Genomic DNA, 26,141 nt, shown 5'->3' with positions numbered 1-26,141 from the left:
CGGCGGGGCGGCGGTGCTGATGGAAGAGGTTGCCGCAACCAAGATCTCGGGTGAGGAAGACCGCTACAGCCGCACCGACCTGTGGGATTTCGAGGCGAATTTCAAGGGGTCGGAAAAGATTTACAATCTTCTCAAACCGCTGATCGCCGAGCAGAATGCGGCATTTGTCGAAACGACCGATGCGAACTTCAAGGCGGTCTACGACATCCTGACCAAATACGAGGCGGAAAACGGCGGCTACGTCTCCTACGAGGAACTGACCGACGACGACCGCACCGTCCTTTCGGCCAAGGTCAACACGCTGGCTGAAGACCTGTCGACCCTGCGCGGCATGCTCGGCCTCAACTGACTTCGGAGGCACCGCATCAGCGCGGAATCAGGGAGTCGTAGCCTGGCAACACGTTCTTATCGTGTCGCCAGGCTATCTGTTTGAGGCATCATGAACGGTAAGCGCCGGCAACGGATGTGCCCGGCGAGCGGCCTTTGGCCGGCGCCGCCGGGCTTGTCCGTTGTCAGGCCCTGCCGTTGCGCCACCGCAGGGCGGCGGTCATGATCGGAGGCGTGACAACCACATCCGTATTGTAGAGCGTCGCGGAGGTGGTGAAGGTATGATCGTTTCCGCCGTACATATAGGTCTGTAGGTCGGTCGGGGGAAAGTCGACGACGAGGAAAACAAAATCCGTTGCATCCGCATAGGCGCCGGACTGCTCGTTCAGGTTGAAGATCGTATGCCATCCCCCCACGCCGGCAGTATAGGCCGACATGAAATCGAGATTGTAATACTCGCCTTCGCCCGAGAGAAGCGTGTCGCCCTGATCGTCGGCGATATTGAGCGAAAAGGTCTCCTCCCGGCGAGCATCGGGGCTGCTTCCCGGTTCACCGGTGTCTTTTCTCATGGTCCAGTCGCCATACGTCGACAGGCTCTCGGCACTGGCAACGTTGCTGTCAGCCACATCTCGGCATTGGTGAAATGGAAGGTGAGATTGTCGAAGGTGGCAATCGCATCGGTCGTGGTCACCGAGTAGTGCTCGGCGTATTCGTAACCAAGGCCGAACTCACGCTCGCGATATTCATAGAAACTGGCGCTCAGCGCCGAAGCGGTGGTCGATAGGGCCATCACGGCGATCGCCGCCGCGCCGAGTCTGGTTGTCAATGGTTGGATATAGCTGAACATCGGATGCTCCTTTCAGCCTGTTTGTTTTGGCCATATGTGATGCGACCAAGCCGGCCCGGAGCGAAGGCGAGGCAGGGTCGTTGAAATGACCGGGAGGACAGGAAAAAGGCCCAGGGCATCAACACGTCACCAGCCACCATCGACGTTACCATCCCGGATCCGCAATGATCGGTATTTCGATGGCGGGGACATCGGGATGCCTGGCTGAAACGTATCCGATATTTTCAATTGGAGATGAGTCTTCATACTGATTTTCGGGGAAAGTGTAAACAACCGCTCATGGCTTCGGCGCGGCAATGATCCGGACCTCAGCAACGTTGTCGTGGGGGTTTGAATCGGGCAGAAAGAGGTAGGGATCGATGCCGAAGCGCTGCGGTTTCTGCCGCAGCGACCAGGTGATTTCACTGCGTCCATCTGGCAAGGACAACCATTCCATCCGGAGAATACTCTCCGTTTCATAGCCCGCGCCCCCGAAAGCCACGAGGGGGAGCGGCGTATCCAGCGGCGCTTCCTCCTCGTCGCCGAGACCCCGGCTGCGCCATTTGCCGGCATCCACCACGGCGTGCAGTTTCCAGCCACCTGTATTATCCGGCCACGCCCTGGCCTCTAGCACACGCAGGCGCCAGTTGCTGACGTGGGCGAAGAAATCGTCGATCGGGCCGGCGGCGGTGGCGGGCAGTTTGGCCTTGAGATACGCCACCAGATCGGCGGCCGAGGGATAGGGCACAGGGCGGAAGCGCCAGCGGTCGAGAAACCCCGCAAAGGCCGCTTCCAGCCGCTCCTGCCCCACCAGTTCGGCAAGATAGACCACATGAAGCGCGCCCTTGGTGCGGATCATCGTCGAATCCTTCATCTCCTCGGCGAAGGGCAGTTCGGCATCCTCCAGCCGGGCGCGCAGGCGATAGCTCTCCTTCATGTCCAGCAGGCGCATTTCACGGCTGAGCGCCGGACCGCGGGCGCGGTGAAGATAAAGCGCCGAGGTCCAGTAGGGCAGCCCCGAAAGCACCGATTTCGCACCTGGCAGGTTGGCCGGCATGATCTGGTCGAGCCACCAGCTCACCCCCATCAGATCGGCTGCATATTTGCGCAGATCCTCGCCATGCGAGCGCCGCAGATCCGATTTCCATCCCATGACCTCCGAGACGAAGGCAAGCCCGCCGCGCGCGCCAAAACCGGTGTAGTGCAGCGAGGATTCGGCCATGCGGAAGGTCTCGAACGGCGGCGGCCCATAGCGCGACTGAAAATACGCCATCGCATCGAGCAACGCATCCGCCATGGGTTCCAGCGCATGATCGTGCGGCGGGTGATGATAGAGTTCGACTGCCGGAAGCCCGTTACACGCCGCCACATGGATATCGTAGCGGGCCGACATGATTTCCGCCCAGCCCCGCACCGGCCGGCTGGTGCGATAGCGGATGCTGCGCCGTCCGTCGGCGACACCGAGATCCCCCACCATCTCGCCGGCATGGAGCGGGATCTGGCCGGCACTGGTGCTGACGGTGATATCCAGTTCCTCGACCCACCCAAGATGGGTCGTGTCGTGCGCTGTGCGGGCGTCGAGGCCCGACAATGGCGGCGTCCATTCCGGCGGCAGGCCGTACATCCTGCGCAACCAGGCTGGTTTATGCTCGAACCGTTCGCTGTAGCCCGGAGCGGGAATCAGGTTGAGGTTCAGGATCGAACTCCCGTTACCGAGGATTTCGACGGATTGCACATCGGGAATCGTGTCGTGCCGGCTGTGAAGGGCAAAACCCCGGTCCGGCCGGCTTTCTGTCCGGAAGGGAACGCGCATGGCCTCGCCAGGGGCCAACGGGGTGTTCAGCCGCCAGATCTGGACATGGGGAACCGAACGTTGCGCATCGCGAACCGCCCGATCCTCCAGCGCCAGTTCCGCCCGGTTCAGCAGCGGGTGGAAAAAGACGATCACCTCGCCGATCGCGGACGCGCCCATGTTGGTCATCGTCACCTCGCCCCGCATCTCGACACGCCGCGCCTCGGGGTAGAGATCGACCTGCCCGCTGATGGCGGTGATCCTCGGTTGTGGCCTGTCGCCCCAGTCGCCGCGGTATCGCTTCTCGATCTCTGCCATGTAGTGGCTTTCGTCGAACAGTGGCCAGCGGTGCAGCACCATGGACTGCCAGATGACGGCGCCGCCGGTCAGGGCCAGGGCGATCAGCACAAGGCTCAGAACCGCCCGCCCTCGCCCGCGCAGAAGCCGTTCCCGCAACAGCCCGATACGCGGCGGCGGCGCGACACCCCGGGCATGACACCCCCATGCGATCAGCCAGATCAGCACGCAGGCGAGCGACCACCAGACCAGCATCCACAGGTGTCCGCGCCAGAAATGGCCGTAGCCGTCCATCGGCGAATACCAGAAAACCCTGTCTCGCCAAAGCGGTAGAGCGGGTGATAGAGGTGCAGGGCATCGAGAAGCGGTGCGGAAAGGTAGACCATGAGCGCCAGCGCCATGGCAATGAAGCGTTGCCGGACGATGACCTGCAGCGCAACCGCCAGCACCGCCATCCACAGAAAATAGGGTGCCTTGACCAGATAGGTATCGGCCAGATAGAGCCGCCATTCGAAATCGTAAAACCCCTGCGCGATCTGATAGGCCAGATTGACCAGAACCGAGAGCGTCCAGAACAGAAGGACGATCAGCAGCAGCGCGAAGGTCCGGGAAAGCAGCCGCGCCGCATCGGTTCCCGGCATCGCATCCATCAGTTCGTCAACGCGATGCTGGCGTTCGCGCCACAGGATATCGCCGGCGCACCAGACCACCAGCACGACCAGAACCTTGTCGAAGTAGAATCCGGTGTTGTGTATCAGCAGGTCGGTTGTGGGCAGGGAATAGGAATAGGTCACCGCGCTCGCTGCCGCCCACCAGAGAGAGAAGGCGGCAAAGGCCATAAGCAGCAGGACACCGGGTTGCCGCCAGAGTGCCCTGACCTCCCACGCCGTCATCCGGGCAAGTTCGCCCTGCGGAACCGGCAGGCGCAGGGCGGGAAAGCGCCCGCCACCGGCGCGCCGCCTGCGCTGGCGCGGTTGTTGCAGATAGCGCGGGATTGTCAGCGTTCCGATCACGAGAAGGGAAAACGATACACCAAGCCACAGAAGACGGTTCAGCAGCAGCATTCCGGCAAGGGGGCGGAAGCGGGTGTTGTTCTGCGCCACCGTCCAGGTCATGGAATGCTCGGCACCGGCGATATTCCCGTAGGGGTCGATCAGCGCATAGAGACCAAACCTGTCGTGGCGATAGATATCCTCGCCAAGCAGCATCAGGGCGGTGGCATAGAGCGCGATCAGGCCAAGCGCGACCATGAAGGCCGCCGTCTGGCTCTGCCAGCGCGCGGCAACGGCATAGACCAGCGCGGAAACCAGCAGCAGATTGGGCACAATATAGGTGACCAGCGCCCGCGCATAATGACCGGGAACCATGGGGCCGAGGCGCTCCTCGGGAATGCCCGGCACCAGGGTGCCCAGCATCATGCCGGGCACGAACATGGAGCCGATCAGCAGCACCACGGCGAAGGCGACGGCGAAACGCCCGAGCCCGTATGGCACCGGGCCGGCACCGGTCATCAGCATGATCTCCCCGGTTCCGGCGCTGCGATCGCGGCTCATCGCCTCGCCGACGACACCGGCGGCAACGATCACCCCCAGAACGCTGAGCATCAGCGCGCGGGTGGCGATCGCATCACCGCCGTTGACCCAGCCGAAACCGCGTACGCCATAGGCGTTCTCCACCGTTGCGGCGGCAGCCAGCAGCAGCGACGCAATCAGGCAGAACCAGACGAAGGGGCGCGACCATTGCAGGCGCCATTCCATGCGCATCTGGGTAATGAATGCCCTCACTCCGCAGCCTCGCGCATTCGGGCGGCGTACAGGTCCTCGAGATCGGGGTCGCTTGGCTCGAAGTCCGGTCCGGGAGAGATGTCGGACAGAACGCGTACCGCCAGCCCCCCTTGCGACGGCCGCCATGACAGCACGGTGTGCCGGGATTGCAGCGCCGCCAGTTCGCCGAATTTTGCCCCACGCTGCCAGATCCGGCCATCGAGTTTCCCGACGAGTTTGCGCGGCGCACCGGTGGCGACGATCCGACCGCGGTTCATCAGCGCCATGTCGGTGCACAGGCCGGCAAGGTCCTCGACGATATGCGAGGACAGGATCAGCACGCAGCTTTGCGCGGCATCAGCCAGCAGAAACTGGAAGCGCCGCCGCTCCGACGGGTCGAGCCCGGCGGTGGGTTCGTCGACGATCACCAGTTCGGGCGCCCCGAGAAAGGCCGTGGCTATGCCAAAGCGCCGCCGCATTCCACCCGAGAAGGTGTCGAGCCGGCGATCCGCGAGATCGGCAAGATTGACCTGTTCGAGCAGCCGTGAAACCTCCTGCCGGCGCCGCTTGCCGCCGATCCCCTTCAGGCCGGCAAGATATTCCGGCATTTCGCCTGCCGTCACACGTGGATAGACCCCCATGTCCTGCGGCAGATAGCCGATCCGGCGGCGCGCCCGAAACGGATCGGCGAGCAGATCCGTGTCGTCAAGGGAAACCGACCCGGAATCGGGTCGCTGCAGAGTCGCCAGTGTGCGCATCAGCGAGGATTTGCCCGCCCCGTTCGGCCCCAGCAATCCAAAGACACCGCGCCCCGCATCAAGCGAGACATCCTGCAAAGCCCGGATACCGCCGTCATAGGTTTTCCAAACGCCTCTCACCGTCAGCACGCGCGGTTCCTTTCACAGGTTGCCGGCAAGAGGATTCGGCCTTGCCGGCCTGCGGCCGGTCTGCGCCGACACCGCTTCTGGCGCCGGTTGCGTAACCCCTCCGGGAATTCCTGAACTGAAGTATGCACACCCAAGCCCTCACTCGGCGATCATCCGGTACGAGGCTTGCACAATGCTGGCGGTCACCGGATCCAGCACATGTTCCGGCGACGGCGCAAGCGCTTCCGGCGGCAATCCCGTTTACACCGTCGCAGAGTGGCAAATGTGCATGCGCGAAATCACCGCCGCGCATCGTTGCGGGGTTTCGATCCGGTGAGACGCTTTAGCCGATCAGGTCGCGCCCCGGGCCATATTCACGTTCGTAATGGCGTGCCAGACGGTCGAGGGCGATGCGCAGGACGATCTTGCCCGAACGCGCAGACCAGTTCATGCGCTTTTCCGTTGCCTCCAGCCCTTCGAGAAAACAGCAGCAGCGCAGAACCATGTCGCCCAGCCCGGGGCCGAGGTATTCGAGCGCCCGCGCAACCCGTTCACGCGCGCTTTCGGGGCCGGTGCCGGGGCCGCCCGTCGAAAAGCCGCCACGGGCGCCGCCGGTCAGGAAGCGCTCCCAGTTCTGGGTGACGCGCGGCCCCATCTGCGCCAGTTCGAAATCTTCCCTCAGACGCTCGGCCGCGACAACCTGCTCGCGGTTGAGGAATGGCGTGCCGTCTTTCTCGCGGCGGCGCGACAAGGTTACAACCGGGCTTTCGGCCATGTTGTAGCGCACCCGGCGCGGCCGGGTTCCGTCGTCGCCCAGAACGACCTTGTGCCCCCATTCGCGGTGCTGCTCGGCAAAGGGCATGGCAGCCTCGGCGAAGCCCTTCGTGTGGCGGCAGTCCTCGCTCAGCAGACGCTTCAGCGCGGAACGGCCGGCCGGGGTGATGGCATAGGTTCCGACCCGGCCGGCAGATTTGCAGGCGATCCACTCCTTGAGCGCGAACGCCCGGGCAACCATGCGGTCGACCACCGCGATACGCGTTGCGCGCCCGTCCGGGCCGTTGCGCAGGACCGCCGCCTTTTCCATGTCCGGGGCGATCGCAAGCAGCGCGCCGGTCTCGGAAAGCCGGCGCAGGATGCGCTTTGCCTCCCGGTTCACCGTGGTCTCGTCGCAGACGGTGCACGGGGCGTCGACAGGTGTGAAATGAGCGGTCATCGTGGCAATCTCCTCAGGTCCCGAACGTTCGCTTCTCTTCGTGGTCCTGAAATGCACCTCGCCGAGCCGCGACAGCGCCTCGTCCACGAGGGGATCGTCGCGCTTCTGCTCGAACCGCCGTATGCGCCTGAGGATTGTGGAGGCATGGCAGCCTTCGGCACGGGCGACCGCGCGGATCGACAGACCCTGCTCGGTATGCTGGAGATAGTGCATCGCCGCTTCCGGAACCCACGCGGGCAGGTTCCCCGCATGGTTTTGCTGCGCTCGACGTTCCATTTTTTCCCGTATGTGCCCCACCGGCATCCCCTCCGGCGACTGATAGACCTAGTGTCTTTTTGGTTACGCAGAAGTAAATTTCAGTACCTGCCGCCAAAAGAGATTAAAATTTGCAAGGAATTCTAACGGTTGCGCGCGCTGTTTCCGGCAATGCCGCAACGGCGCCGGAACTGTGCCACGGTTCGCCCGATCACACGGGAGAACCGACATGAACGAATTCACCAAGACCCTGCGGGCACTGCGCCGGCCCAGCCTTCTGATCAGCGCCGCGCGCGCCGGGGCGCGATCCTACAACAGGGCCAGGGATCTGAAGCGCATTGCGCATTGCGAGGAACTGCCGGCGCCCGAGCGCGCGGTTCGCCGCCTCATGTCGCTGGAAGCCGATCTCGACCGCGCGCGCCGCGACAGGGACACCACCTATTCGGTGACCCGCCATGTCGACATCCTGATCGCGCTGATCGCCGAGGCGCGGCTGATGCTCCGGGTTGCCACAGCGGCATGATGCCCGCCCGCATCGCCGCCTCTTGCGAACGGTCTGTCTCAGTCGTGTTTTTTTTGGTCAGGACATCACGCGAGTGTCTTCCCGCGACGGTCTCCCTGCCTCGTGACCAAATGATGCCTGCCGAGGGCGACAGCCTTCGGCAGGCAACGGAAATGGGGCCGGTCGGATCTTGTGCGATCAGTCCTTCGCCGGTCAGCCGTGCGTCGGCATGGCAAAATCGGGCTCGTTGCGATGACCGGTCGGCCAGCGCTGGGTGGTTGTCTTGATCCGGGTGTAGAACCGGATGCCCTCCATCCCGTGGACGGCGTAATCGCCGAAGATCGACGCCTTCCAGCCGCCGAAACTGTGGAACGCCATCGGAACCGGCACCGGAACGTTCACGCCGACCATGCCAACCTCGATATCCTGTGCGAACAGGCGCGCGGTGTCGCCATCGCGGGTGAAGATCACCGTGCCATTGGCATAGGGGCATTCGCCGATCAGCCCGACCGCATCGTGATAGGATTCGCGGCGTACCACCGACAGGACAGGGCCGAAGATCTCTTCCTGCCAGACCGTCATGTCGGTGGTCACGTTGTCGATCAGCGTGCCGCCGATGAAATACCCGTTCTCGTAGCCCTGCCTGTCCTGCCGGAAGGTCCGTCCGTCGACCACGATGCTGGCGCCCTGCGCCTCGGCACTGTCGATATAGCCCCGGATCCGGTCGCGCGCCTGTTCGGTAACGATCGGGCCCATTTCCGCGCCGCTGTCGGTCGACGGCCCTATTTTCAGCGCCCTGATCCTCGGCACCAGTTTTTCGATCAGCGCGTCGGCCACCGCATCGGTCACCGGCACGGCAACGGAAACCGCCATGCAGCGCTCGCCCGCCGAGCCGAAGGCGGCACCCATCAGCGCGTTCGCCGCCATGTCGAGATCGGCATCGGGCATGATGACGGCGTGGTTCTTGGCACCACCGAGCGCCTGCACCCGCTTGCCGTTCGCGATGCCCCGCTGGTGGATATACTGCGCGATGGGGGTCGAGCCGACGAACGAGATCGCCCTGACATCCGGGTGGTCGAGCAACGCGTCCACCGCCACCTTGTCACCCTGAACGACGTTGAACACGCCGGCGGGCAGACCGGCCTCGGCCAGCCATTCGGCAAGCAGAAGCGATGCCGACGGATCGCGCTCCGAGGGTTTCAGCACGAAGGTATTGCCGCAGGCCAGCGCCACCGGGAACATCCACATCGGAACCATGGCCGGGAAGTTGAACGGCGAGATTCCGGCAACCACACCAAGCGGCTGGCGGATGCTGTAGCAATCCACATCCGTACCGACATTCTGCGAAAACTCGCCTTTCAGATGGGTCGGCGCGCCGACGGCGAACTCGACAACCTCGAGCCCGCGCGTCACCTCGCCACGCGCATCGTCGTGGGTCTTGCCGTGTTCGGCCGAAATGGCGCGGGCAAGCTCGTCGGCACGCTCCCACAGGAGCGTCTTGAACCGATCGAGGATGCGGGCGCGGCGCAGCGCCGGGGTCGCTGCCCATGCCGGCCATGCGTCCCTGGCCGCCGCGACGGCGGCGTTCACCTCCTCGGGCGAGGCAAGCGCGACCGTCTTGTCGCTGGAGCCGGTAGCCGGGTTGAAGACGGGCTGGCTGCGCCCGGACATACCCTCAACGCGGGAATTTCCGATGTAATGTGCGATCTCGGTCATGATGTCGTTTCCCTCCTGAATTGCCTGCCCGAAGTTTAGTATTGCCAATTGCGCATAAAAACAGAGAGTATCGGAAATTGATTATGCATATTTGCATATCGGAGCAGCGATGGACTGGGACGACGCACGAATGTTCCTGACGGTGGCGCGCGAGGGGCAGTTGCTCGCGGCGGCCTCGCGGCTGGGGGTGAACCAGTCGACGCTCAGTCGCCGGCTGACCCGTCTGGAGCAGGCATTGCAGACGACGCTGATGGTACGCGGGCCTCAGGGCTGCGCGCTTACTGCCGAAGGGCAGGCACTGGTGGCGCGCCTCGATCGGGCCGAGAGCGCGTTGCTGGAGGGCGAGGCCCTGTTCACCGGCGCCGCGGCGCAGGTATCCGGCACGGTTCGGGTCGGCGCGCCGGACGGGTTCGGAGTGCATTTTCTGACCCCGCGCCTGCGCACCCTGGCCGAGCGACACCCCGATCTGACACTGGAACTCGTTCCCGTCGCGCGCAGCTTCTCCCTGTCGCAGCGCGAGGCGGATGTCGCGGTCATGGTCGGGCGCCCCGACCGGGGCCGCGCCGTCGTCAGCCGCCTGACCGACTACTCGCTCAGCATCTACGCGTCGCGCAGCTACGTCGCTTCGCATGGCCGGCCCGAAACCGAAGCCGATCTGGCGCACCACCGGCTGATCGGGTACGTCGACGATCTGCTGTTTACCCGGACGCTGGATTACGTTGCCGAGTTCTTCGGCGGCCTGCGCCCGGACATCGCCATCGCAAGCGCGCTGGGGCAGGAACGGGCGGTGCGCGCCGGAGTGGGTATCGGCGTTCTGCACGACTTCATCGCGCAGGACGATCCCGATCTGGTCAGGATCATGCCGCTCCGATCGGTCCGCCGGGCCTATTGGCTGGCCTACCACGAAAGCCTGCGCGAGATACGCCGGGTTCAGGCGGTGGTCGGGTTCATCAGGGCCGAAGTCGCTGCCGTACCGGGTTGGATTGCCGCCTGACGGTGGCGTTGCCCAGGCCGTTACGGCAGCATTTCCAGCCCGGTGCGTCGCGCCTACAGCGTGAAGGCCTGGCGGAAGGCGGCAAGGGCAGCCTCGGGGTCGCCCCTTGCGAAGCCTTCCAGCCCGACCGGGCCGGAATACCCCATTCCGGCCAGCGCCCGTGCGATCCCCGGATAGTTGATTTCACCGGTTCCGGGCTCGCACCTGCCCGGTACATCCGCCACCTGCACCTCGCCGATCCATGGCAGACAGGCACGGCAGGTCTCGATCAGGTTCCCCTCGCCGATCTGGACATGGTAGAGATCGAGGTTCAGCCGCAATCGGGGATGGTTGACCGAGGAGACCAGCGCCAGTGTATCCCCGGCCCGTCCGAACGGCGTGCCGGGATGATCGACCGGCAGGTTGAGGTTTTCCAGCGTGAAAACAACGTCTTCCTCTTCGGCCATCTCGGCAATACGGCCCAGCGTTTCGCGCGCCTTCAGCCACATGGCGCCGGTGACGACCTCGCAGCGCCGGACCGGCAGACCCCCCTCGCCGAGGCCGGTTCCATGGAGGTTCAGCCGTGCGACACCGAGCCGTTTGCCCACCCGCGCCGTCTCGCGCGCGGATCGAAGCAGTTCGTCGGCGCCCTCGTCGTCGGCCAGTCGTCCGGTCAGATAGCCGTTCATGATGGAAAAGGTGGCACCGCTGGCCTCGAGCTTCGCCAGATCGTGATCGGGCCAGTTCCACAGGCCAACCTGGAACCCCATCTCGGTCAGACGGGAACACCGCCACTCGATGGGTCTGTCGCGCCAGATCATCTCGGCGCAGGCGGCAAGCGTGAAGTGTGACATGATCGCTGTCCTTTCAGCCATGGGCGGGTTCGCGGCCGTTTCCGGCCGCGCGCCATCAGTTGACCGCTGCGTAACTGTCGACGTTTGCCGGCGTGACCAGTTCGAAGGGAATGTAGACCTTCTGCTCCACATCCTCGCCGCCGGCGAGCGCCATAGCCGCATCCACGGCGCCATGCGCCTGCCCGGCGGCGTTCTGGAACACGGTGATGTCCAGATCGCCCGCTTTCATCGCCGCGACGGCATCGGCCGTCGCATCGATCCCGCCGACGATGACATCCTCCATCGGCATTCCGGCCGCCTTGAGCGCCTGGATCGCGCCGATCGCCATCTCGTCGTTATTTGCCAGCACGGCGTCGAAGGCGACGCTTGCTGTCAGCCAGTTGGTCATGAGGTCGGCCGCCGGTGTCCGCCACCACATCGCCGTCTGCTTTTCGACCACCTCCATGAAACCGCATTCCCCGGTTGCGGCAACATCCTCGACCCCCTGGGTGCGCAACCGCGATGCCTGATGCGCCAGATCGCCCATGATGACGACGACCTTCGCACCGTCGGTCTTGCCCTGTTCCTTCAGCAACGCGCATGCCCTCTGCGCCTGCAGGCGGCCGGCCTCGATCTCGTCGGAGGCGACAAAGGCCTGATTGTCGGGCAGGGTGTCGATATTGACCGGCTCGCGGTTGACATAGACCAGCGGGATGCCCCCCTGCTCTGCCGCGTTCGACATCGCAACCGTCGCGTCGGTATCGGCTGGGGTGACAATGATGGCATCGACCCCGGACGCGACGAAATTCTGGATCTGGTTGAGTTGCTTGCCGACATCGTTCTGCGCATCCTCGACCTGCACCTCGATGCCACCGATCTCGTCGGCGCGGGCCAGCATCGCCGTCCGCACGAGGGTCATGAAGTTGTCGTCGAAGGTACCCATCGTGATGCCGAGGTTCTCGGACTGGGCGGCGGTGGACATCAGCATGGCAAGCGCCGAAGCTGAAACAAGCTTCTTCATCTGGATTCTCCTCACTTCACAGATCTTTCGGCCGGCAGGAAACCTTCCGCGCGGTCATTGATGCCGACAGGCCAATCCCGGCCCCGTTTCGGGACCCGTCACCCTCCTCCGGGGCGGTGGCATCGCGCGGGTCGGCAATACCGCGCGATTGCCGGTTCGTTCACTCAGATTTCCGGTACGACCGGCCGACCGGTCCGGGCGGATTGCGTCGCCGCCTCGGCAAGCGCCAGCGCCCGGATGCCATCGTCGAGCGTCACCGGCACCTCCCCACCGTCGAGCACCGCCGCAACAAAGGCGCTCCATTCGGCCGCGTAGGCGGGCATGTAGCGTTCGAGGAAGAAGAACAGCGGCTTCGCGCTGACAACACCCTGCGCCGTCGCTTTCGAGACCGTGTTTTCCAGCATGTTGGCCGCCGACAGCAGACCGCCGGACCCCAGCAGTTCCAGCCGCTGATCGTAGCCGTAAACCGCCCGGCGGCTGTTCCTGATCACCGCCAGCCGTCCGTCGCCGTAGGTCAGGGTGACAACGGCGGTGTCGACATCGCCTGCGGCACCGATCGCAGGATCGACGATGGACGACCCGGCCGCATGCACGCGCACCGGCGCGTCGCCCATGATGAAGCCGGCCATGTCGAAATCGTGAATCATCATGTCGCGGAACAATCCGCCGGAGACCCTGATGTAGGACAACGGCGGCGGCGACGGATCGAACGAAGTGACCGAAAGCAGCTCGGCCCTGCCGATTTCTCCCGCTGCGAGCGCTGCCCGGAGGGTGGCGAAGTTGGGGTCGAAGCGGCGGTTGAACCCGATCATCACCGGCACGCTGCTTGCATCTGCCTTTACCTTGCAGGCTTTTGCCCGCGCCAGCGACAGATCGACCGGCTTTTCGCACAGCACGGCCTTGCCTGCAGCGGTTGCGGCCTCGATCAGATCGGAATGGGTATCGGTCGAGGTCGCCACCAGAACGGCGTCGATACCGCTGTCGGCAAGGATTTCCTCCGATGTCCGCACCTCGGCGCCGAATTGTGCCGCCAGCTTGCCGGAAGCTTCGGTGTTCACGTCCGCAACGGCAACCAGCGCGCTCCGGTCGTGACCGGCAATATTCACCGCATGCACCTGACCGATACGGCCGGCGCCAAGCAACCCAACCCTGAGCATGTCATCCTCCCGAATCGCGGCCACCCGCCGCTTTCGGACATCAGGCTCGTCGATTTTGCACGCGCGTGCAAGCAATTTTTGCACGCGCGTGCAAATCTGTTTTGGCAATGCGGCCCAATCAGGATAGAAGTGTTTCGACAACGGTCCGGATATCGCAAGGAACCCCCCTATGGCACCGGCAGAACGGGCATCACCGACAAGAAACGTGACCGCCGACGACGTGGCGGTCGCGGCCGGGGTTTCACGCTGGACGGTGAACCGGGCGTTCAAGAAGGATGCCTCGATCTCGTCCGCAAGCCGCAAAAAGGTCATGCAGGCGGCAGCGGCGCTCGGCTATGTTCCCGATCTGCATGCCGCGAGTCTGGCCTCGGACCGCTCCTATCTGGTGGCGCTGCTGGTCGACGATTTCGCCAACCCGCACAAACTGGTCATGATGGAGCGACTGACGCGCATATTGCGCCGCGAGGGCTGGGATACCCTGCTCGTCAACACGCTCGACAGGGACGATGCCGAGCCCGCGCTGCTCAACGCCAGCCAGCGCCGGGTGGACGCGGTGATCCTGATCGGGATGCAGTTCGATGACGAGATGCTGAAAACGGCGATGGGTGCCCGGCGAATCCGCAAGCTGATCATCTTTGCCCGCACCTCGCGGAATCCCGACACGATCAGCATCGCCGTGGACGACGTTCATGCCATGAAGGAGATTGCGCGGTATGTGGCCGGACGCGGCTACCGGCGGCCGATGTTCGTGGCAGGGCAGCGCACGCAATCGGCCCACCTGAAGCGCAAGGAGACCTTTTTCACCTGCTGGCGCGACCGTTTCGGTACCGAACCCGAATGCATATCCGTCGCCACCTACGATCCGACGCTCTCCGCAAATGCCGTCACCGGCGCGCTTGCGGGGCGGACACGCGACGACCTGCCCGATATCCTCGTCTGCGAGAACGACGCCCTGGCGATCGGCGCCATGGATGCGGTCCGCCACAAGCTTGGCCTGCGCGTTCCACAGGATATCGCCGTTACCGGCTTCGACGACGTGCCGCAGGCCGACAGCATGACCTATCAGCTGACCACCTACCGGCAACCGTTGACCGAGATGGCGGAATACCTTGTCCAAGTGCTCGAAAGCAGGAAGGAACGGGATTTCAGCCGGTTGTTCCGCGGCGAGATCGTCGCGCGCGACAGCGCCTGACGATGGCCGCCCGGCAGGACAGCCGGCCGCCTCAGCGACGGTCCCTTTCCGGAGCCCTCACCCCATAGACCCGCGCCGCCGTTCCCGATGCGATTTCCGCCGCTTCGGCGGGCGAGAGTCCGGAAAGCAGGGTATCCGTCATGTCCAGCCAGTCCGGCAGCCCGTCCGCCATGTTCACCACCGGCCAGTCGCTGCCCCAGAGCATCCGCTTTGGCCCGAAAACCCCGAGTACATGGTCGAAAAAGGGCCTGAGCGCCGCTTCGTTCGCCTGACCCGGGGTGCAATAGGCCATGATGCCCGACAGCTTGCAGGTCACGTTGGGAAGCGACGCAAGCGCAGTCATGTCCGCCCGCCACGGATCGAGACCGCCGCCGGCAATATCGGGCACACCGCAATGGTCCAGCACGAGCGAGACATCGGGGCAGGCCAGCGCCAGTTCCAGCGCAACCGGCAATTGCCGCGCGAGGAAACACATGTCGAACACCCGCCCCGCCGCGCCGATCCTGTGCAGATTGGCGCGAAACGTCTCGCTCTGCGACAGGGCATCGTCAACCACATGCAGGATGCGGCGATAACCGACGATATTCAGATCGTCGGCCTCCTCGATCCACGCATCGAAGCCCCGGTCCGTTTCCGGGCGACAGGACGCGATCTGGCCCAGCAGCCGCGGTTCGCGATCCATCAGCGAACGGATCCACCGCGCCTCGGCCGGATAGTGCACATCGTCGACGGCGGTTTCCATGAAAATCCAGCCCGCGACGCGGCCGCCCGTTTGCCGCTGCGCATCGGACAACAGGAAACTGCCCTCCGCCAGCACGGGAACCGCATCAGCCCAGCCATAGGTGAAACGATCCCGTGCGATCAGATGCAGGTGGGTGTCGATATAGTCCATGGGTGCCCTCCCCCGGTTGTGCCCGGCAATGCCTCCTCTGCCGGCTGGTCAGTCGGCGATCACGTCCTGGCGTTGCTCACCCAGCCCCTCGATACCCAGTTCGACGATATCGCCGGCCCTGAGATATTGCGGCGGTTTAAGCCCCAGCCCCACTCCCGGGGGCGTGCCGGTCGAGATGATATCGCCCGGATGCAGCGTCATGAACCGGCTGAGGTAGCTCACCAGATGCCTCACCCCGTAGACCATGGTGCGGGACGAGCCGTTCTGCATGGTGCGGCCGTTGACCCTGAGCCACATCCCGAGGTTCTGCGGATCGGCCACCTCGTCGCGGGTAACCAGCCACGGGCCGATCTGGCCGAAATTGTCGCAACTCTTGCCCTTGGTCCACTGGCCCGAGCGCTCGATCTGGAACGCGCGTTCCGAGACATCGTTGGTGACGGCAAAGCCCGCCACATGGTCCATCGCATCGGCTTCCGGGATGTATTTCGCCCTGCGCCCGACGATGACCGCAAGCTCGACCTCCCAGTCGGTCTTTTCCGACCCGCGCGGTATCACGATCGGATCGTTGGGGCCGCAGATCGCGCTGTTGGCCTTCATGAAGATGACAGGCTCCGGCGGCACCTCCATCCCCGATTCCGCTGCATGATCGGCATAGTTCAGGCCGATACAGATGAACTTTGTCGTCCCCGCCACGCAGGGGCCAAGGCGCGTGTCGCCCCTTACCGCGGGCAGGCTGGCGGGGTCGAGGGCGCGGATCGCCGCCAGCCCCTCGTCGGTCAGCACATCGCCGGCGATGTCCGCCACCACGCCCGACAGGTCGCGAATCGTTCCGTCGGCGGCCAGCATTCCCGGTTTCTCGGCGCCCGGCGCACCGTATCTCAGCAGTTTCATGTCTTCTCCCTCAGGTATTCGCCCAGCCGCCGTCGATGATATGCGCCTGCCCCGTTGTATAAGCGGACTCGTCGCTGGCCAGATAAACCACCAGTGCCGCGATCTCCTGCGGAAGACCGATCCGCCCGATGGGCTGGCGGGCGATGAACGCCGCGCGCGCGGCCTCGTAATCGCCGGTGGCCCTCAGCCGCCCCTCGAGCGAGGGGCTTTCCACCGTCCCGGGGCAGATCGCATTGGCACGGATTCCCCGACCGATGAAATCGCTGGCGATGGATTTGGTCAGCCCGATCACCCCGGCCTTGGTAGTGCCGTAGACGAAGCGGTTCGGCGCCGCGATGACCGACGAGGCGACCGAGGACATGTTGATGATCGACCCGCCGCCATTGTCCAGCATGCCGGGAAGGAACGCCCTGCACATGCGGAACATCGCCGTCATGTTCAGCGCCACCGAGAAATCCCAGTCGCTTTCGCTGCATTCGAGGATGGTTCCGTTGGCGACGAATCCCGCGCAGTTGAACAGGATGTCGGGGCCGGGGCAAAAGGCCACCGCCCCGGCGATACTGTCGGGATCCATCACGTCGAGGTGCCGGGTCTCGATCCCGTCGCCGGCGATTCCGGCAAGCGCCTCGGTGTTCACATCGGTCGCGATGACCCGCGCCCCTTCCGCCGCCATGGCCAGCGCGCTCGCCCGCCCGATCCCCTGCGCCGCGGCGGTAACCACCGCCGTCTTGCCCGTCAGCCGTCCCATTTCGTCCCTTTCCTTCCTTCGGGCGACCTGTGCGCCCCGCACATCGTTCAGACCGGCAGGCAGGCAGGTCCGATCGGCTCGAAACTCTTGTAGGTCAGGATGAACTCCTGGTGGCCCAGATCCTCCGACCGGCTCCTTTCGCCCGAGGCGATGGCCACGATCCTGTCATAGATCTCGCGCCCCACCTCGGAAAGTGTCGCCGCACCTTCCAGGATGCGGCCGGCGTTGACATCCATGTCGTCGGCGAGCCGGCGATAGGTGTGCGGGTTCGCCGCGATCTTGATCACCGGCGATATCGCCGACCCGACCACCGACCCGCGCCCGGTAACGAACAGGGTCACATGCGCCCCCGAGGCCATCATCTCGACGATTTCGGCATTGTCCGAGATGTTCGGGAAGCCGAACCGCACCTCGCCGTCGGGCACAACATCCATCAGGTAAAGCCCGCCGGCGGGCGGAATGTCACCCGGCTTGATGAGCCCCGAAATCCGCGACTGACCCGATTTCATATAGGCGCCAAGCGATTTCTCCTCGATCGTCGTCAGTCCACCGTCGGCATTGCCGGGGGCGAACGAGCCATATCCAAGTGTCGCATAATAGCGTGCCGCCTTGGCGACGCTGCACCGCAATTCGCGCGCAAGCGCCGGCGTTGCCGCCCGCGCCTCCATGATCGCCTCGCATCCGATCAACTCGCCGGTCTCCTCGAAGATGCAGGTCGCACCCTCGGCGACCAGCCGGTCAAAGGCCAGCCCCGCCGCCGGATTTCCGGTGATCCCGCTGGTTCCGTCTGAACCGCCACACACCGTTCCCACCACCAGTTCGCTCACCGACATCGACACCGTCGGTTCTGCGGCCAGATCCGCCGCCCTTGCCCCAACCCAGTCCCTGCCGGCGGCAATGGTCGCGCGCGTTCCCCCCTCGGCCTGAATGGTCAGCACCTTCACCGGCCGGCCCGACGCCCGAACCGCCCGTTCCAGCGCGTAGCGGTCGAAGCTCTCGCAGCCGAGGCTCACCAGAAGCACCGCCCCCACATTGGGATGGGTGCACAGCCGCTCCATCATCTTCTGGGCATATTCGTTGGGAAAACAGCCCGGAAAGCCAATTACATGCGCCGCGTCGGGATCGACCCCGGCGATGGCACGCGCCACGTGATGGGCGCATTCCACCAGATAGGCTACCGCCACCACGTTGCGGATACCCTTGCGCCCGTCCTCTCTCTGCCAGCCTCGCATGCTCAACCGCCCTCCGCCTGCCCGCGCGCCGGATCGAGGGTATGGGAAACGGTATAATCGCTTGTCAGGTTGTGCGTGTGCACATGTTCGCCAACCGCGATGGGCGCGGTGACCGTTCCTAGCGGAGCGCCGTATTTTACCACCTTGTCGCCCGGCGCATGCACCACGCGCGCGATCTTGTGGCCCAGCCCCAGCGCCTGCCCGACCCGCACGGCCCGCCCCTGCAGCCGGATCGTCTCGCCGGTGGCGATCTGGTCGCGCAGCACATAGACACTGTCGCCCGGGGACAGCAGCATCAGCCGCGGATCGGTGTCGTCAGAGGATTGCAATCGTCGTCTCCTCGATGAAGTTCCAGTCCAGTTCCATGCCGAGGCCGGGGCCTTCCGGCAGGTGCGCGATCCCGTCCTCGACCGGCAGTTCACCCGCCAGACCGATGGCGAAGCGCTGCATCGGCCACAGCAGTTCGAACATGCCGCTGTTACCCACCGCTGCGGCGCAATGCAGGTTCATCAGTTCCAGCGGGTGAAAGATCGTCGAATGCAGTTCGCAGTTCATATGGAACGCGTCGGCCAGGGCGGCGGTTTTCAGCACCCCGGTCACACCGCCCGACCAGCTCACATCGGCCCGAACTGCATCGACCACCCGCGTCGCCACGCATTCCGCAACCGACCACGGATGCCTGGCCAGCACCTCGCAGCCGACAACGGGGATATCGAGCGCGCGCGTCAGTTCGCGCAGCGCGGCAAAATTCTCGTCCGGCAGCGGCTCCTCCAGCCACAGATAGCTCATGTCTTCCAGCGCCCGCCCCAGACGCAGCGCCTCGTCATAGGTATAGGGCTGCACCGGATCGGACATCAGGGGGAAATCCGGCCCCGCCGCGTCGCGCACGGCCCGGTGGATGGCGATGTCCTCGACCGGATCGCGCCCGGGCGGATGGACCTTGTAGCCCCTGAACCCCGCCGCCCGCACCGCGCGCAGTTCCGCCGCATAAGCCTCGGGATCCGCCAGCACCAGCGACGAGGCATAGGTGGGCACCGTGTCCCGGCCTCCGCCGAGATAGCGCCACAGGGGCTGACCGGCCGCCTGCGCCGCCAGCAGCCACAGGCAGCAATCCAGCGGCCCATAGCTGTAGACCGGCAGATGATGCCACCAGCGGTCCGTCCTGCGCCAGTCCCGCCAGATGGCTTCGCGCGCCCGCGCGTCGCGACCGACGATGAACGGACGCAGCGACGATGCCGCCAGGTGCCCTGCCCCCAGCGCCGACCGCCCGGCAAAACCGAACATCGAGGCCGAAAGACCGCATTCGGTGCGCAGTGTCAGCACCAGAAATTCGAGCGCGGTCTCGGCGCTGTCCTTCAGCCCGAGCGCGGTACCTTCGCTGCGGCAGGCACGTATATCGAGGGCGGCAATTTTCATCGCTCAGAACTTCCCGTGCCGGAGATAGGCTTCCTGCGGGTCCGTTCCGCCGAGAATGGCCTTGCGCACCAGGCTTTCGGTCTGCATCGCCGCCACCGACCTTTCGATAATCTCGTCCAGAATTTCCACCGGGATCACCACCATCCCGTCACGGTCGCCGTGCAGCCAGTCGCCGGGGTTGATCAGGCATTCGCCGATCATCACCGGCCGGTCCACTGCTGTCGGCCGCCACATGCCAACCACGTCGCGCGGCGTATGGAAGGTGCGCCAGCATCTGAACCCCAGCCGCAGGATGAAATTCGCGTCCCGCAGCCCGCCGTCCATCACCGCACCGAGCACACCCTTGCGGTGCAGCGTTTCGGCCGAAAGCTCGCCCATCTGGGCAACGCTCTGGTTGTTCGGCTGGCTCACCCAGACATGGCCGGCCTTCGCCTGCGACAACAGACCTGTCCAGTCGAGCAATGTCTGATGCGCATCGGCGGTCTCGTCGATCCGGCCCTCGATGGTGAAGGCCGGGCCGGTCAGCACGGTTTCGGGCTGAAGCGGCGCGATGCGTGGCGGCAGGGTGAAATTCCGCCGCCCCATCGCCCGCATCACATCGTGGATGACGCTGGTGTAGACACCTTCGAGCGTCGCGATCCGCACGTCAGTCATGGTGGAATACCTCCTGCATGTCGACCCACCATTCGCCCCCGGCCCGGGTTTCGAACGGCTCCTGGCACGGCATGCAGACCGCCCACCATTGCTGCGTCACCGGGTCGGCCGCCATCCTTGCCATGTCGGCAGCGTAATCGTCGCCGTGATACTCGAAATAACCGAACAGCAGGTTCTCGGGCTCTCTCAGAAAGATCGAATAGTTGCGGATATTGCACGCGGTTATGGTGCGCAGCACGTCGGGCCAGACCGCGGCATGCAGCTCTCTGTATCGTGCCTTCTGCGCCTCGTGGACGCAGATCACCGATCCATATCGTTTCATGCGCCTTCTCCGATGGCAAAGCGGCTGCCATCGACGGTCTGCGCCGCGATGGCCTCCCAGTCCCAGCCGATCCCCAGCCCCGGCTCAGCCGGCGCACGGGCACGCCCGCCTTGCAGGTCGAGCCGTGTCGTGGTGATCGCGTCGAGTTGCGGGATGTATTCGAGCATCCAGCCGTTCGGCACCGCGGCAACGAGGCTGACATGCAATTCCATCAGGAAATGCGGGCAGACCGCGATATTGTGCGCCTCGGCCAGATGCGCGACCTTGAGCCAGGGGGTTATTCCGCCGATGCGGGCCGCATCCACCTGCACCACGCTCGCCGCCCGCTGTACGAGGTAGTCCTTGAACTGGCTGGCGGAATACAGGCTCTCGCCCACCGCCACCGGCACCCTCGACCGGCGGGAAAGTTCGGCATGCGCCCCCACATCGTCGGCCGGCAGCGGTTCCTCGAACCAGCCGATCCCGTGCTCGGCCAGCATGTCGGCCCACATCAGCGCCTGATGCAGCAGAAACCCCTGATTGGCGTCGGTGAAGATGTGGAAGGCATCGCCCACCGCCGCCCGGACGGCGGCAAGCCGCGCCGCGTCTTCGGCCAGATGCGGCCGGCCGATCTTGATCTTCGATCCGGCAAAGCCCGCCTCTTTCATCGCCAGCGCATCCGCGACCAGCTCGCCGGTTTCGATATGAAGCCAGCCGCCTTCGGTCGAGTAGACGGGAACGCTTTCTTTCGCGCCGCCGGCCATGCGCCACAGCGGCTGTCCGGCCCGCCGGCAGCGCAGGTCCCACAGCGCCGTATCGACTACGGCCAGCGCCAGCGAGGTAATCGCCCCGACGGCTGTCGCATGGGTCGCGAACAGCAGGTCGCGCCAGATGCCCTCGATCTCCTCGGCCTCGCGGCCGATGACACGGGGCAGCAGGGTTTCGCGCAGGAGCGAGATCACCGCGGGCCCGCCGGTGCCGATGGTATAGGAATACCCCGTCCCAACCGCACCTTCGGCATCGGTCAGCCGCAGGATCGGTGTTTCCTGACTGACGAAGGACTGGATTGCATCGGTGCGCCGGACCTTGGGTGTCAGGTCCACCATGCACAGATCGGCGTGAACGATCCTGGCCATCAGACTGCCGCCATGACCGACTGGCCGGTCTCGACATTGAACAGATGCGCGTTGTCGAGCGCCAGGCGGAACACCATTTCCTCGCCCGCCTCGACGATCCTCGTGCCATAGAGTTTCGCCTGCACGTCCTGACCGGCGATGCGGGTGTAGATCAGGCTTTCGGTGCCGAGCGGTTCGGCGATATCGACACGCAGGGTCAGATCGGCATATTCGACCGGCTGGCCAAGACCGAAATCCACCGGGCAGATATCGTCGGGGCGCAGGCCAAGCGTCACCTCCTGCCCCTCGCGAACGTTGCCCGCCAGCCGCGACGGCACCGGAACCGCCGTTCCGTCCTTCAGGATCACCTTTCCCCCGGAAATCCGCGCCGGGACCAGGTTCATCGGCGGCGAGCCTATGAAGGTGGCGACGAAGGTGTTGACCGGGTGGTTGAACACCTCGATCGGGGTGCCGACCTGTTCGATATGACCGGCCCGCATCACCACGATCCGGTCGGCAAGGGTCATCGCCTCGATCTGGTCGTGGGTGACATAGACCACCGTCGTGCGCACCTTCTGGTGCAGTTTCTTGATTTCCGCCCGCATCTGGCCGCGCAGCTTGGCGTCAAGGTTCGACAACGGCTCGTCGAACAGGAACGCATCGGGGTGGCGCACGATGGCGCGCCCCATGGCGACGCGCTGGCGCTGGCCGCCCGAAAGCTCGGCCGGAGTCCGGTCGAGAAGCTCGGCCAGACCAAGGATATCCGCCGCCTCGGCCACCCGCCCGGCGATCATGTCGGCGCCCTGCCCCGCGATCTTGAGGCCGAAGCCGAGGTTCTCGCGCACCGTCATGTGCGGATAGAGCGCATAGTTCTGGAACACCATCGAGATGTTGCGCTTGCGCGGCGGCAGGTCGTTGACCACCCGCTCGCCGATGCGGATCTCGCCGCCGGTGATCTCCTCCAGCCCCGCGATCATCCGCAGCGTCGTCGACTTGCCGCAGCCCGACGGGCCGACCAGAACCACGAATTCCTCGTGCGCGATGTCGAGGTCGATACCGTGCACCACCCGCAGCGCACCGTAGTGTTTTTCGACCGCCTTCAGCGTTATTTCCGCCATGTATTATCCTTTCACCCCGCCGAAGGTCAGGCCCGCGATCAGGTGTTTCTGAACAAGGAAGGTCATGATCAGCGCGGGAATGATGATGATCACCGCCATCGCGCACATGCCCGCCCAGTCGATGGTGAATTGTGCCGTGAAATCCATCAGACCCACCGGCAGCGTCTTGGAATCGGTGGAACGGGTAAGCTGGCTGGCCAGCGCGTATTCGTTCCACGAGGTGAGAAAGGCGAACACTCCCGCCGCCGCGATCCCCGAACGGGCCAGAGGAAACTCGATCTTCCAGAACGCCTGCCAGCGGGTGCAGCCGTCGACCTGCGCCGCCTCGGACAGCGACATGGGGATCTGCCGGAAGAACCCGTCGATCAGCCAGATGGTGAACGGCACGTTGAGGCTGATGTAGACGATGATCAGCCCCAGCTTTGCATCGATCAGCCCCAGCTTCGACCAGATCATGAAGACCGGCAGCGACAGCGCGATCCCCGGCACCGCGCGAAACAGCATCAGACCGAGGAACATCCCGCCCTTGCCGCGAAACCGGTAGCGGGCAAAGGCATATCCGCCAGCCATGCCGATCAGCAGCGCGACAAAGGTCGAGGTCAGCGCGATCACCATGGAATTGACGAAATAGGCGCCGACAGGAATCGCCGCCTCGCCGCCAAGCCCGAAAATCTTCGAGAAGTTGGTCAGCGAAAGCTCTCCGGGGATCCAGATCGGCGGCTTTGCCAGGATTTCGCGGTTCGGCCGGACTGCCGACAGGACGACCCAGAGCCCGGGCACGCACATCACCACCATCAGGATGAAGGTAAGCAGCCAGAGCCCGGTGGATCTGGCCTGCCGCAGGAACGGCTGGCGCGGTGCGACCTCGCTCATTGCACACCTCCCATGTAGCGGCGCGCCGCCACCAGCTTGCGATAGAAATACCAGGTGAAGAGGATCGACAGCACCGTGGAGACATAGGCCATCGCATTGGCCTGCCCCATCCGCGCGTTCTCGTACCCGGTCCGCGCGATCATCGTCCACAAAAGCTCGGTCCGCCCCGCAGGCCCGCCGTCGGTCATCACCTGCACGATGTCATAGGCGCGCGCCACATCGAGGCTGCGGATGGTCATCGCGATGAAGGCAAACGGCATGATGAAGGGCAGCGTGATGTGCCGGAACACCTGCCACGGGTTGCAGCCATCCACCTTTGCCGCCTCCAGCGGGTCGCGCGGCATGGCGAACAGCCCGGCCAGCAACAGGATGGCGAAGACCGATGTGCTCATCCATACCTCGGCAAAGATGATCGACAGCATCGCCAGCCTGCCATCGACCAGCCAGGGGATCGCCCGGTCCGTCAGGCCCAGCGATTGCAGCGCATTGTTCAGGATGCCGATGTTGTCGTTGAAGATGAACTTGAACTGGAAGCCAACGAGGATCGGCGAGAACATCATCGGGAACATCATGATCGTGCGCAGCGTCCGCTGCCCCCAGGTGATCCGGCTGATCAGGAGCGCGATGCCGAGGCCCAGCAGGAATTCGAGGTTCAGCGCGATGGTCAGGAACAGGATGGTCCGCCCGAAGGCGACCCAGAAATCCCAGTCGGTGAAAATGCGTTCGTAGTTGCGAAACCAGACGAAGTTCCACAGCGTTTCGGGCCGTGTCAGCCGATAGGCGGTCAGGCTGGTGTAGAGTGAGAACCCCAGCGGGAACGCGACGACGAAGAGCATCGTCACGAAGGCCGGTGTCAGCAGTAGGAACGGCGTCATGGCCGTGCGCCTGGTATTCAGAGATCGTCGCATCTGATCCGCCTCTGGCTTGCGGGAGCGGGACGGGGCCGGGCCGGGACCGAACGTGGCCGGATCGTCCCACGGCGAGGAAACGGACGGCGACGGCCGGATGGCCCTCGCCGCCACCGGCCCTCAGTTGTAGCCCGCGTCTTGCATGATCTCGGCCGCGTCCGCCGCCGCCGAATCCAGCGCCTCCTGCGCCGTCTTGTCGCCGACGATCGCCGCCTGAAGCTGCGGCCAGAGCACGTTCGACACCTCGATCCACTCGGGGATCAGGGGTGGGGTGAACGCATCTTCCGACATGGACGCCTGGAAGGTCTGGAACACCTGAACCATGAAATCGTTGCCGGCTTCGGCGAACTCGGCCGTCACATCCTCCCAGACGGCGCTGCGCGTCGGCAGCAGACCGGTCCGGGCCTCGATCATCTGGCGATCGTGATCGGTCAGGAAGGTGATGAACGACGCGGCGGCGGCAGGATTGTCGCAGTTTTCGGTGATCGAGAAGGTATGCGATCCCGACCATCCCGTCCGCACCCCGCCCGATCCCTTGGGCGCCCGGATGACCCCGACGTTTCCGGCGACCGCCGCACTGTCGGGATCGTTGAAATAGGCCGACCACCCCGCCCAGTCGAGATCCAGCGCCACCGTTCCCGAGCCGAAGCCCAGCCCGGTGTCGTCCCACAGGTAATTCGGCACACCTGCCGGAACCGCCTTGGCCTCGTAGAGATCGACAAAGAACTGAAGCGCGGCAACACCGGCCTCGGAGTTGAAGACCGGTTTCCAGTCCTCATCGAACATCGCCCCGCCGTTGGCCACCAGCATCTCGTAGAAGCGGCCGGTCACCGCCTCGTCCTTGCCGACATACTGGAAGCCGTAGAAATTGGGGGGATCGGCAAAGAACTTCGCCTGATCGCGCACCTGGTCCCAGGTTTCCGGCGGTGCCAGCGGATAGCCGTATTCCGCCTCGAAGGCGGCCGCGCGATCGGCATCGTCATAGAGCGAAAGCTGATAGAACAGGTTCGACACGTCCGAATGCCGCGGCAATTGCACCAGACGCCCGCCAACCGTGGCGTGTTCCAGAACCAGCGGAACGAATTGCGCCAGCACATCCTCGGCGATCAGCCCGCGCAGATCGGCATAGATATTGCCGTATTGCGGCGCAAAGCTGGTGTGGTTGGAGCCGACGCACCAGTCGAGCGTGCCGGCCGCGATGTCCTGCTTGATCTCGCGGTCAAGTTCGAAGTGGTTCTTCCGGCTGAGGATTTCCACCTT

Annotated in this window: 27 protein-coding genes; 4 read left to right on the top strand and 23 right to left on the bottom strand. The window is 64.6% G+C overall.

Annotated elements, in window-relative coordinates:
• The coding region (locus ACK5IR_RS09560) for an imelysin family protein (RefSeq protein WP_416928271.1) at positions 1-349 on the top strand (349 nt) is incomplete at its 5' end.
• Positions 350-512: 163 nt separating this feature from the next.
• Here ACK5IR_RS09560 and ACK5IR_RS09555 read toward each other — a convergent pair.
• From ACK5IR_RS09555 to ACK5IR_RS09530, 6 genes are all read right to left on the bottom strand, one after another.
• Entirely contained in the window at positions 513-896 is a 384-nt protein-coding gene (locus ACK5IR_RS09555; RefSeq protein WP_416928269.1) for a hypothetical protein, read from the bottom strand.
• Complete coding sequence (locus tag ACK5IR_RS09550) at positions 893-1,174, bottom strand: hypothetical protein (RefSeq protein WP_416928267.1); 282 nt, start codon at positions 1,172-1,174, stop codon at positions 893-895. Before ACK5IR_RS09550 ends, ACK5IR_RS09555 begins: the two co-directional genes overlap by 4 nt.
• A gap of 277 nt (positions 1,175-1,451) precedes the next feature.
• On the bottom strand, positions 1,452-3,536 hold the full coding sequence (locus ACK5IR_RS09545) for a hypothetical protein (RefSeq protein WP_416928265.1): 2,085 nt from the start codon (positions 3,534-3,536) through the stop codon (positions 1,452-1,454).
• Entirely contained in the window at positions 3,464-5,026 is a 1,563-nt protein-coding gene (locus ACK5IR_RS09540; RefSeq protein WP_416928263.1) for a hypothetical protein, read from the bottom strand. Before ACK5IR_RS09540 ends, ACK5IR_RS09545 begins: the two co-directional genes overlap by 73 nt.
• The gene (locus tag ACK5IR_RS09535) at positions 5,023-5,892 is read right to left on the bottom strand and encodes an ATP-binding cassette domain-containing protein (RefSeq protein ID WP_416928261.1); all 870 of its coding nucleotides are present in this window, start codon (positions 5,890-5,892) and stop codon (positions 5,023-5,025) included. The genes ACK5IR_RS09540 and ACK5IR_RS09535 overlap by 4 nt, the downstream gene beginning before the upstream one ends.
• Before the next feature lie 322 nt (positions 5,893-6,214).
• Positions 6,215-7,297: a DUF6456 domain-containing protein gene (locus ACK5IR_RS09530; protein WP_416928259.1), complete on the bottom strand. Its 1,083-nt coding sequence runs from the start codon at positions 7,295-7,297 to the stop codon at positions 6,215-6,217.
• A 271-nt stretch (positions 7,298-7,568) separates the two neighbouring features.
• On the opposite strand from ACK5IR_RS09530, the gene ACK5IR_RS09525 reads away from it, so the two are divergent.
• Entirely contained in the window at positions 7,569-7,862 is a 294-nt protein-coding gene (locus ACK5IR_RS09525) for a DUF6477 family protein (RefSeq protein WP_416928257.1), read from the top strand.
• A gap of 192 nt (positions 7,863-8,054) precedes the next feature.
• Here ACK5IR_RS09525 and ACK5IR_RS09520 read toward each other — a convergent pair whose 3' ends face one another.
• A complete protein-coding gene (locus ACK5IR_RS09520) occupies positions 8,055-9,557 on the bottom strand; it encodes a CoA-acylating methylmalonate-semialdehyde dehydrogenase (protein WP_416928255.1) in 1,503 nt (500 codons plus the stop codon).
• Between the two features lie 109 nt (positions 9,558-9,666).
• Between ACK5IR_RS09520 and ACK5IR_RS09515 the strand changes: the two genes are divergently transcribed.
• Positions 9,667-10,551, top strand: coding sequence for a LysR family transcriptional regulator (locus ACK5IR_RS09515; RefSeq protein ID WP_416928253.1), 885 nt, complete (start codon positions 9,667-9,669; stop codon positions 10,549-10,551).
• A gap of 53 nt (positions 10,552-10,604) precedes the next feature.
• Here ACK5IR_RS09515 and ACK5IR_RS09510 read toward each other — a convergent pair whose 3' ends face one another.
• The 3 genes from ACK5IR_RS09510 to iolG form a co-directional block, all read right to left on the bottom strand.
• Positions 10,605-11,405, bottom strand: a complete 801-nt coding sequence (locus ACK5IR_RS09510; protein ID WP_416928251.1) for a TIM barrel protein — start codon at positions 11,403-11,405, stop codon at positions 10,605-10,607.
• 34 nt (positions 11,406-11,439) lie between these two features.
• A complete protein-coding gene (locus ACK5IR_RS09505; RefSeq protein ID WP_416928249.1) occupies positions 11,440-12,384 on the bottom strand; it encodes a sugar ABC transporter substrate-binding protein in 945 nt (314 codons plus the stop codon).
• Positions 12,385-12,548: 164 nt separating this feature from the next.
• Positions 12,549-13,541, bottom strand: a complete 993-nt coding sequence (gene iolG, locus ACK5IR_RS09500; protein WP_416928247.1) for an inositol 2-dehydrogenase — start codon at positions 13,539-13,541, stop codon at positions 12,549-12,551.
• Between the two features lie 169 nt (positions 13,542-13,710).
• On the opposite strand from iolG, the gene ACK5IR_RS09495 reads away from it, so the two are divergent.
• Complete coding sequence (locus ACK5IR_RS09495) at positions 13,711-14,733, top strand: LacI family DNA-binding transcriptional regulator (RefSeq protein ID WP_416928245.1); 1,023 nt, start codon at positions 13,711-13,713, stop codon at positions 14,731-14,733.
• Positions 14,734-14,764: 31 nt separating this feature from the next.
• Here ACK5IR_RS09495 and ACK5IR_RS09490 read toward each other — a convergent pair whose 3' ends face one another.
• The 13 genes from ACK5IR_RS09490 to ACK5IR_RS09430 all read right to left on the bottom strand — a co-directional run.
• Positions 14,765-15,625, bottom strand: coding sequence for an amidohydrolase family protein (locus ACK5IR_RS09490; protein WP_416928243.1), 861 nt, complete (start codon positions 15,623-15,625; stop codon positions 14,765-14,767).
• Positions 15,626-15,673: 48 nt separating this feature from the next.
• On the bottom strand, positions 15,674-16,516 hold the full coding sequence (locus tag ACK5IR_RS09485) for a fumarylacetoacetate hydrolase family protein (RefSeq protein ID WP_416928241.1): 843 nt from the start codon (positions 16,514-16,516) through the stop codon (positions 15,674-15,676).
• A gap of 10 nt (positions 16,517-16,526) precedes the next feature.
• Positions 16,527-17,264: an SDR family oxidoreductase gene (locus tag ACK5IR_RS09480; protein WP_416928239.1), complete on the bottom strand. Its 738-nt coding sequence runs from the start codon at positions 17,262-17,264 to the stop codon at positions 16,527-16,529.
• 47 nt (positions 17,265-17,311) lie between these two features.
• Entirely contained in the window at positions 17,312-18,496 is a 1,185-nt protein-coding gene (locus ACK5IR_RS09475; RefSeq protein WP_416928237.1) for a UxaA family hydrolase, read from the bottom strand.
• Between the two features lie 2 nt (positions 18,497-18,498).
• A complete protein-coding gene (locus ACK5IR_RS09470) occupies positions 18,499-18,825 on the bottom strand; it encodes a UxaA family hydrolase (protein WP_416928235.1) in 327 nt (108 codons plus the stop codon).
• Entirely contained in the window at positions 18,812-19,912 is a 1,101-nt protein-coding gene (locus ACK5IR_RS09465) for an enolase C-terminal domain-like protein (protein ID WP_416928233.1), read from the bottom strand. The genes ACK5IR_RS09470 and ACK5IR_RS09465 overlap by 14 nt, the downstream gene beginning before the upstream one ends.
• A 3-nt stretch (positions 19,913-19,915) precedes the next feature.
• Positions 19,916-20,566 (bottom strand): RraA family protein, encoded by a 651-nt coding sequence (locus tag ACK5IR_RS09460; protein WP_416928231.1) that lies wholly within the window; start codon positions 20,564-20,566, stop codon positions 19,916-19,918.
• Entirely contained in the window at positions 20,559-20,888 is a 330-nt protein-coding gene (locus tag ACK5IR_RS09455; RefSeq protein WP_416928229.1) for an L-rhamnose mutarotase, read from the bottom strand. Before ACK5IR_RS09455 ends, ACK5IR_RS09460 begins: the two co-directional genes overlap by 8 nt.
• Positions 20,885-22,003, bottom strand: coding sequence for a mandelate racemase/muconate lactonizing enzyme family protein (locus ACK5IR_RS09450; RefSeq protein WP_416928227.1), 1,119 nt, complete (start codon positions 22,001-22,003; stop codon positions 20,885-20,887). The genes ACK5IR_RS09455 and ACK5IR_RS09450 overlap by 4 nt, the downstream gene beginning before the upstream one ends.
• Positions 22,003-23,100 carry an ABC transporter ATP-binding protein gene (locus ACK5IR_RS09445; RefSeq protein WP_416928225.1) on the bottom strand — a complete coding sequence of 366 codons (1,098 nt, stop codon included), beginning with the start codon at positions 23,098-23,100 and terminating at the stop codon, positions 22,003-22,005. The genes ACK5IR_RS09450 and ACK5IR_RS09445 overlap by 1 nt, the downstream gene beginning before the upstream one ends.
• 3 nt (positions 23,101-23,103) lie before the next feature.
• Positions 23,104-23,973 (bottom strand): carbohydrate ABC transporter permease, encoded by an 870-nt coding sequence (locus ACK5IR_RS09440; protein ID WP_416928223.1) that lies wholly within the window; start codon positions 23,971-23,973, stop codon positions 23,104-23,106.
• Positions 23,970-24,848, bottom strand: a complete 879-nt coding sequence (locus tag ACK5IR_RS09435; protein WP_416928221.1) for a carbohydrate ABC transporter permease — start codon at positions 24,846-24,848, stop codon at positions 23,970-23,972. Before ACK5IR_RS09435 ends, ACK5IR_RS09440 begins: the two co-directional genes overlap by 4 nt.
• Before the next feature lie 153 nt (positions 24,849-25,001).
• Positions 25,002-26,141: extracellular solute-binding protein (locus tag ACK5IR_RS09430; protein ID WP_416928219.1), on the bottom strand; the 1,140-nt coding region annotated here is incomplete at its 5' end.

The organism is Tropicimonas sp., from assembly GCF_047971885.1.
GTDB lineage: Bacteria > Pseudomonadota > Alphaproteobacteria > Rhodobacterales > Rhodobacteraceae > Tropicimonas.
Note: the sequence above shows the minus strand (reverse complement) of the source record. Positions and strands in the feature narration are given on the sequence as shown.

What these genes read in the sequence shown, in the direction of transcription:
- ACK5IR_RS09460 (WP_416928231.1), bottom strand. Translation starts at nt 20,566, where the DNA reads ATGACTGACGTGCGGATCGCGACGCTCGAAGGTGTCTACACCAGCGTC.
- ACK5IR_RS09515 (WP_416928253.1), top strand. Translation starts at nt 9,667, where the DNA reads ATGGACTGGGACGACGCACGAATGTTCCTGACGGTGGCGCGCGAGGGG.
- ACK5IR_RS09435 (WP_416928221.1), bottom strand. Translation starts at nt 24,848, where the DNA reads ATGACGCCGTTCCTACTGCTGACACCGGCCTTCGTGACGATGCTCTTC.
- ACK5IR_RS09545 (WP_416928265.1), bottom strand. Translation starts at nt 3,536, where the DNA reads ATGGACGGCTACGGCCATTTCTGGCGCGGACACCTGTGGATGCTGGTC.
- ACK5IR_RS09445 (WP_416928225.1), bottom strand. Translation starts at nt 23,100, where the DNA reads ATGGCGGAAATAACGCTGAAGGCGGTCGAAAAACACTACGGTGCGCTG.
- ACK5IR_RS09485 (WP_416928241.1), bottom strand. Translation starts at nt 16,516, where the DNA reads ATGAAACTGCTGAGATACGGTGCGCCGGGCGCCGAGAAACCGGGAATG.
- ACK5IR_RS09465 (WP_416928233.1), bottom strand. Translation starts at nt 19,912, where the DNA reads ATGAAAATTGCCGCCCTCGATATACGTGCCTGCCGCAGCGAAGGTACC.
- ACK5IR_RS09495 (WP_416928245.1), top strand. Translation starts at nt 13,711, where the DNA reads ATGGCACCGGCAGAACGGGCATCACCGACAAGAAACGTGACCGCCGAC.
- ACK5IR_RS09525 (WP_416928257.1), top strand. Translation starts at nt 7,569, where the DNA reads ATGAACGAATTCACCAAGACCCTGCGGGCACTGCGCCGGCCCAGCCTT.
- ACK5IR_RS09475 (WP_416928237.1), bottom strand. Translation starts at nt 18,496, where the DNA reads ATGCGAGGCTGGCAGAGAGAGGACGGGCGCAAGGGTATCCGCAACGTG.
- ACK5IR_RS09450 (WP_416928227.1), bottom strand. Translation starts at nt 22,003, where the DNA reads ATGGCCAGGATCGTTCACGCCGATCTGTGCATGGTGGACCTGACACCC.
- ACK5IR_RS09480 (WP_416928239.1), bottom strand. Translation starts at nt 17,264, where the DNA reads ATGGGACGGCTGACGGGCAAGACGGCGGTGGTTACCGCCGCGGCGCAG.
- ACK5IR_RS09440 (WP_416928223.1), bottom strand. Translation starts at nt 23,973, where the DNA reads ATGAGCGAGGTCGCACCGCGCCAGCCGTTCCTGCGGCAGGCCAGATCC.
- ACK5IR_RS09505 (WP_416928249.1), bottom strand. Translation starts at nt 12,384, where the DNA reads ATGAAGAAGCTTGTTTCAGCTTCGGCGCTTGCCATGCTGATGTCCACC.
- ACK5IR_RS09530 (WP_416928259.1), bottom strand. Translation starts at nt 7,297, where the DNA reads ATGCACTATCTCCAGCATACCGAGCAGGGTCTGTCGATCCGCGCGGTC.
- ACK5IR_RS09550 (WP_416928267.1), bottom strand. Translation starts at nt 1,174, where the DNA reads ATGTTCAGCTATATCCAACCATTGACAACCAGACTCGGCGCGGCGGCG.
- ACK5IR_RS09520 (WP_416928255.1), bottom strand. Translation starts at nt 9,557, where the DNA reads ATGACCGAGATCGCACATTACATCGGAAATTCCCGCGTTGAGGGTATG.
- iolG (WP_416928247.1), bottom strand. Translation starts at nt 13,541, where the DNA reads ATGCTCAGGGTTGGGTTGCTTGGCGCCGGCCGTATCGGTCAGGTGCAT.
- ACK5IR_RS09490 (WP_416928243.1), bottom strand. Translation starts at nt 15,625, where the DNA reads ATGGACTATATCGACACCCACCTGCATCTGATCGCACGGGATCGTTTC.
- ACK5IR_RS09510 (WP_416928251.1), bottom strand. Translation starts at nt 11,405, where the DNA reads ATGGCTGAAAGGACAGCGATCATGTCACACTTCACGCTTGCCGCCTGC.
- ACK5IR_RS09555 (WP_416928269.1), bottom strand. Translation starts at nt 896, where the DNA reads ATGAGAAAAGACACCGGTGAACCGGGAAGCAGCCCCGATGCTCGCCGG.
- ACK5IR_RS09455 (WP_416928229.1), bottom strand. Translation starts at nt 20,888, where the DNA reads ATGAAACGATATGGATCGGTGATCTGCGTCCACGAGGCGCAGAAGGCA.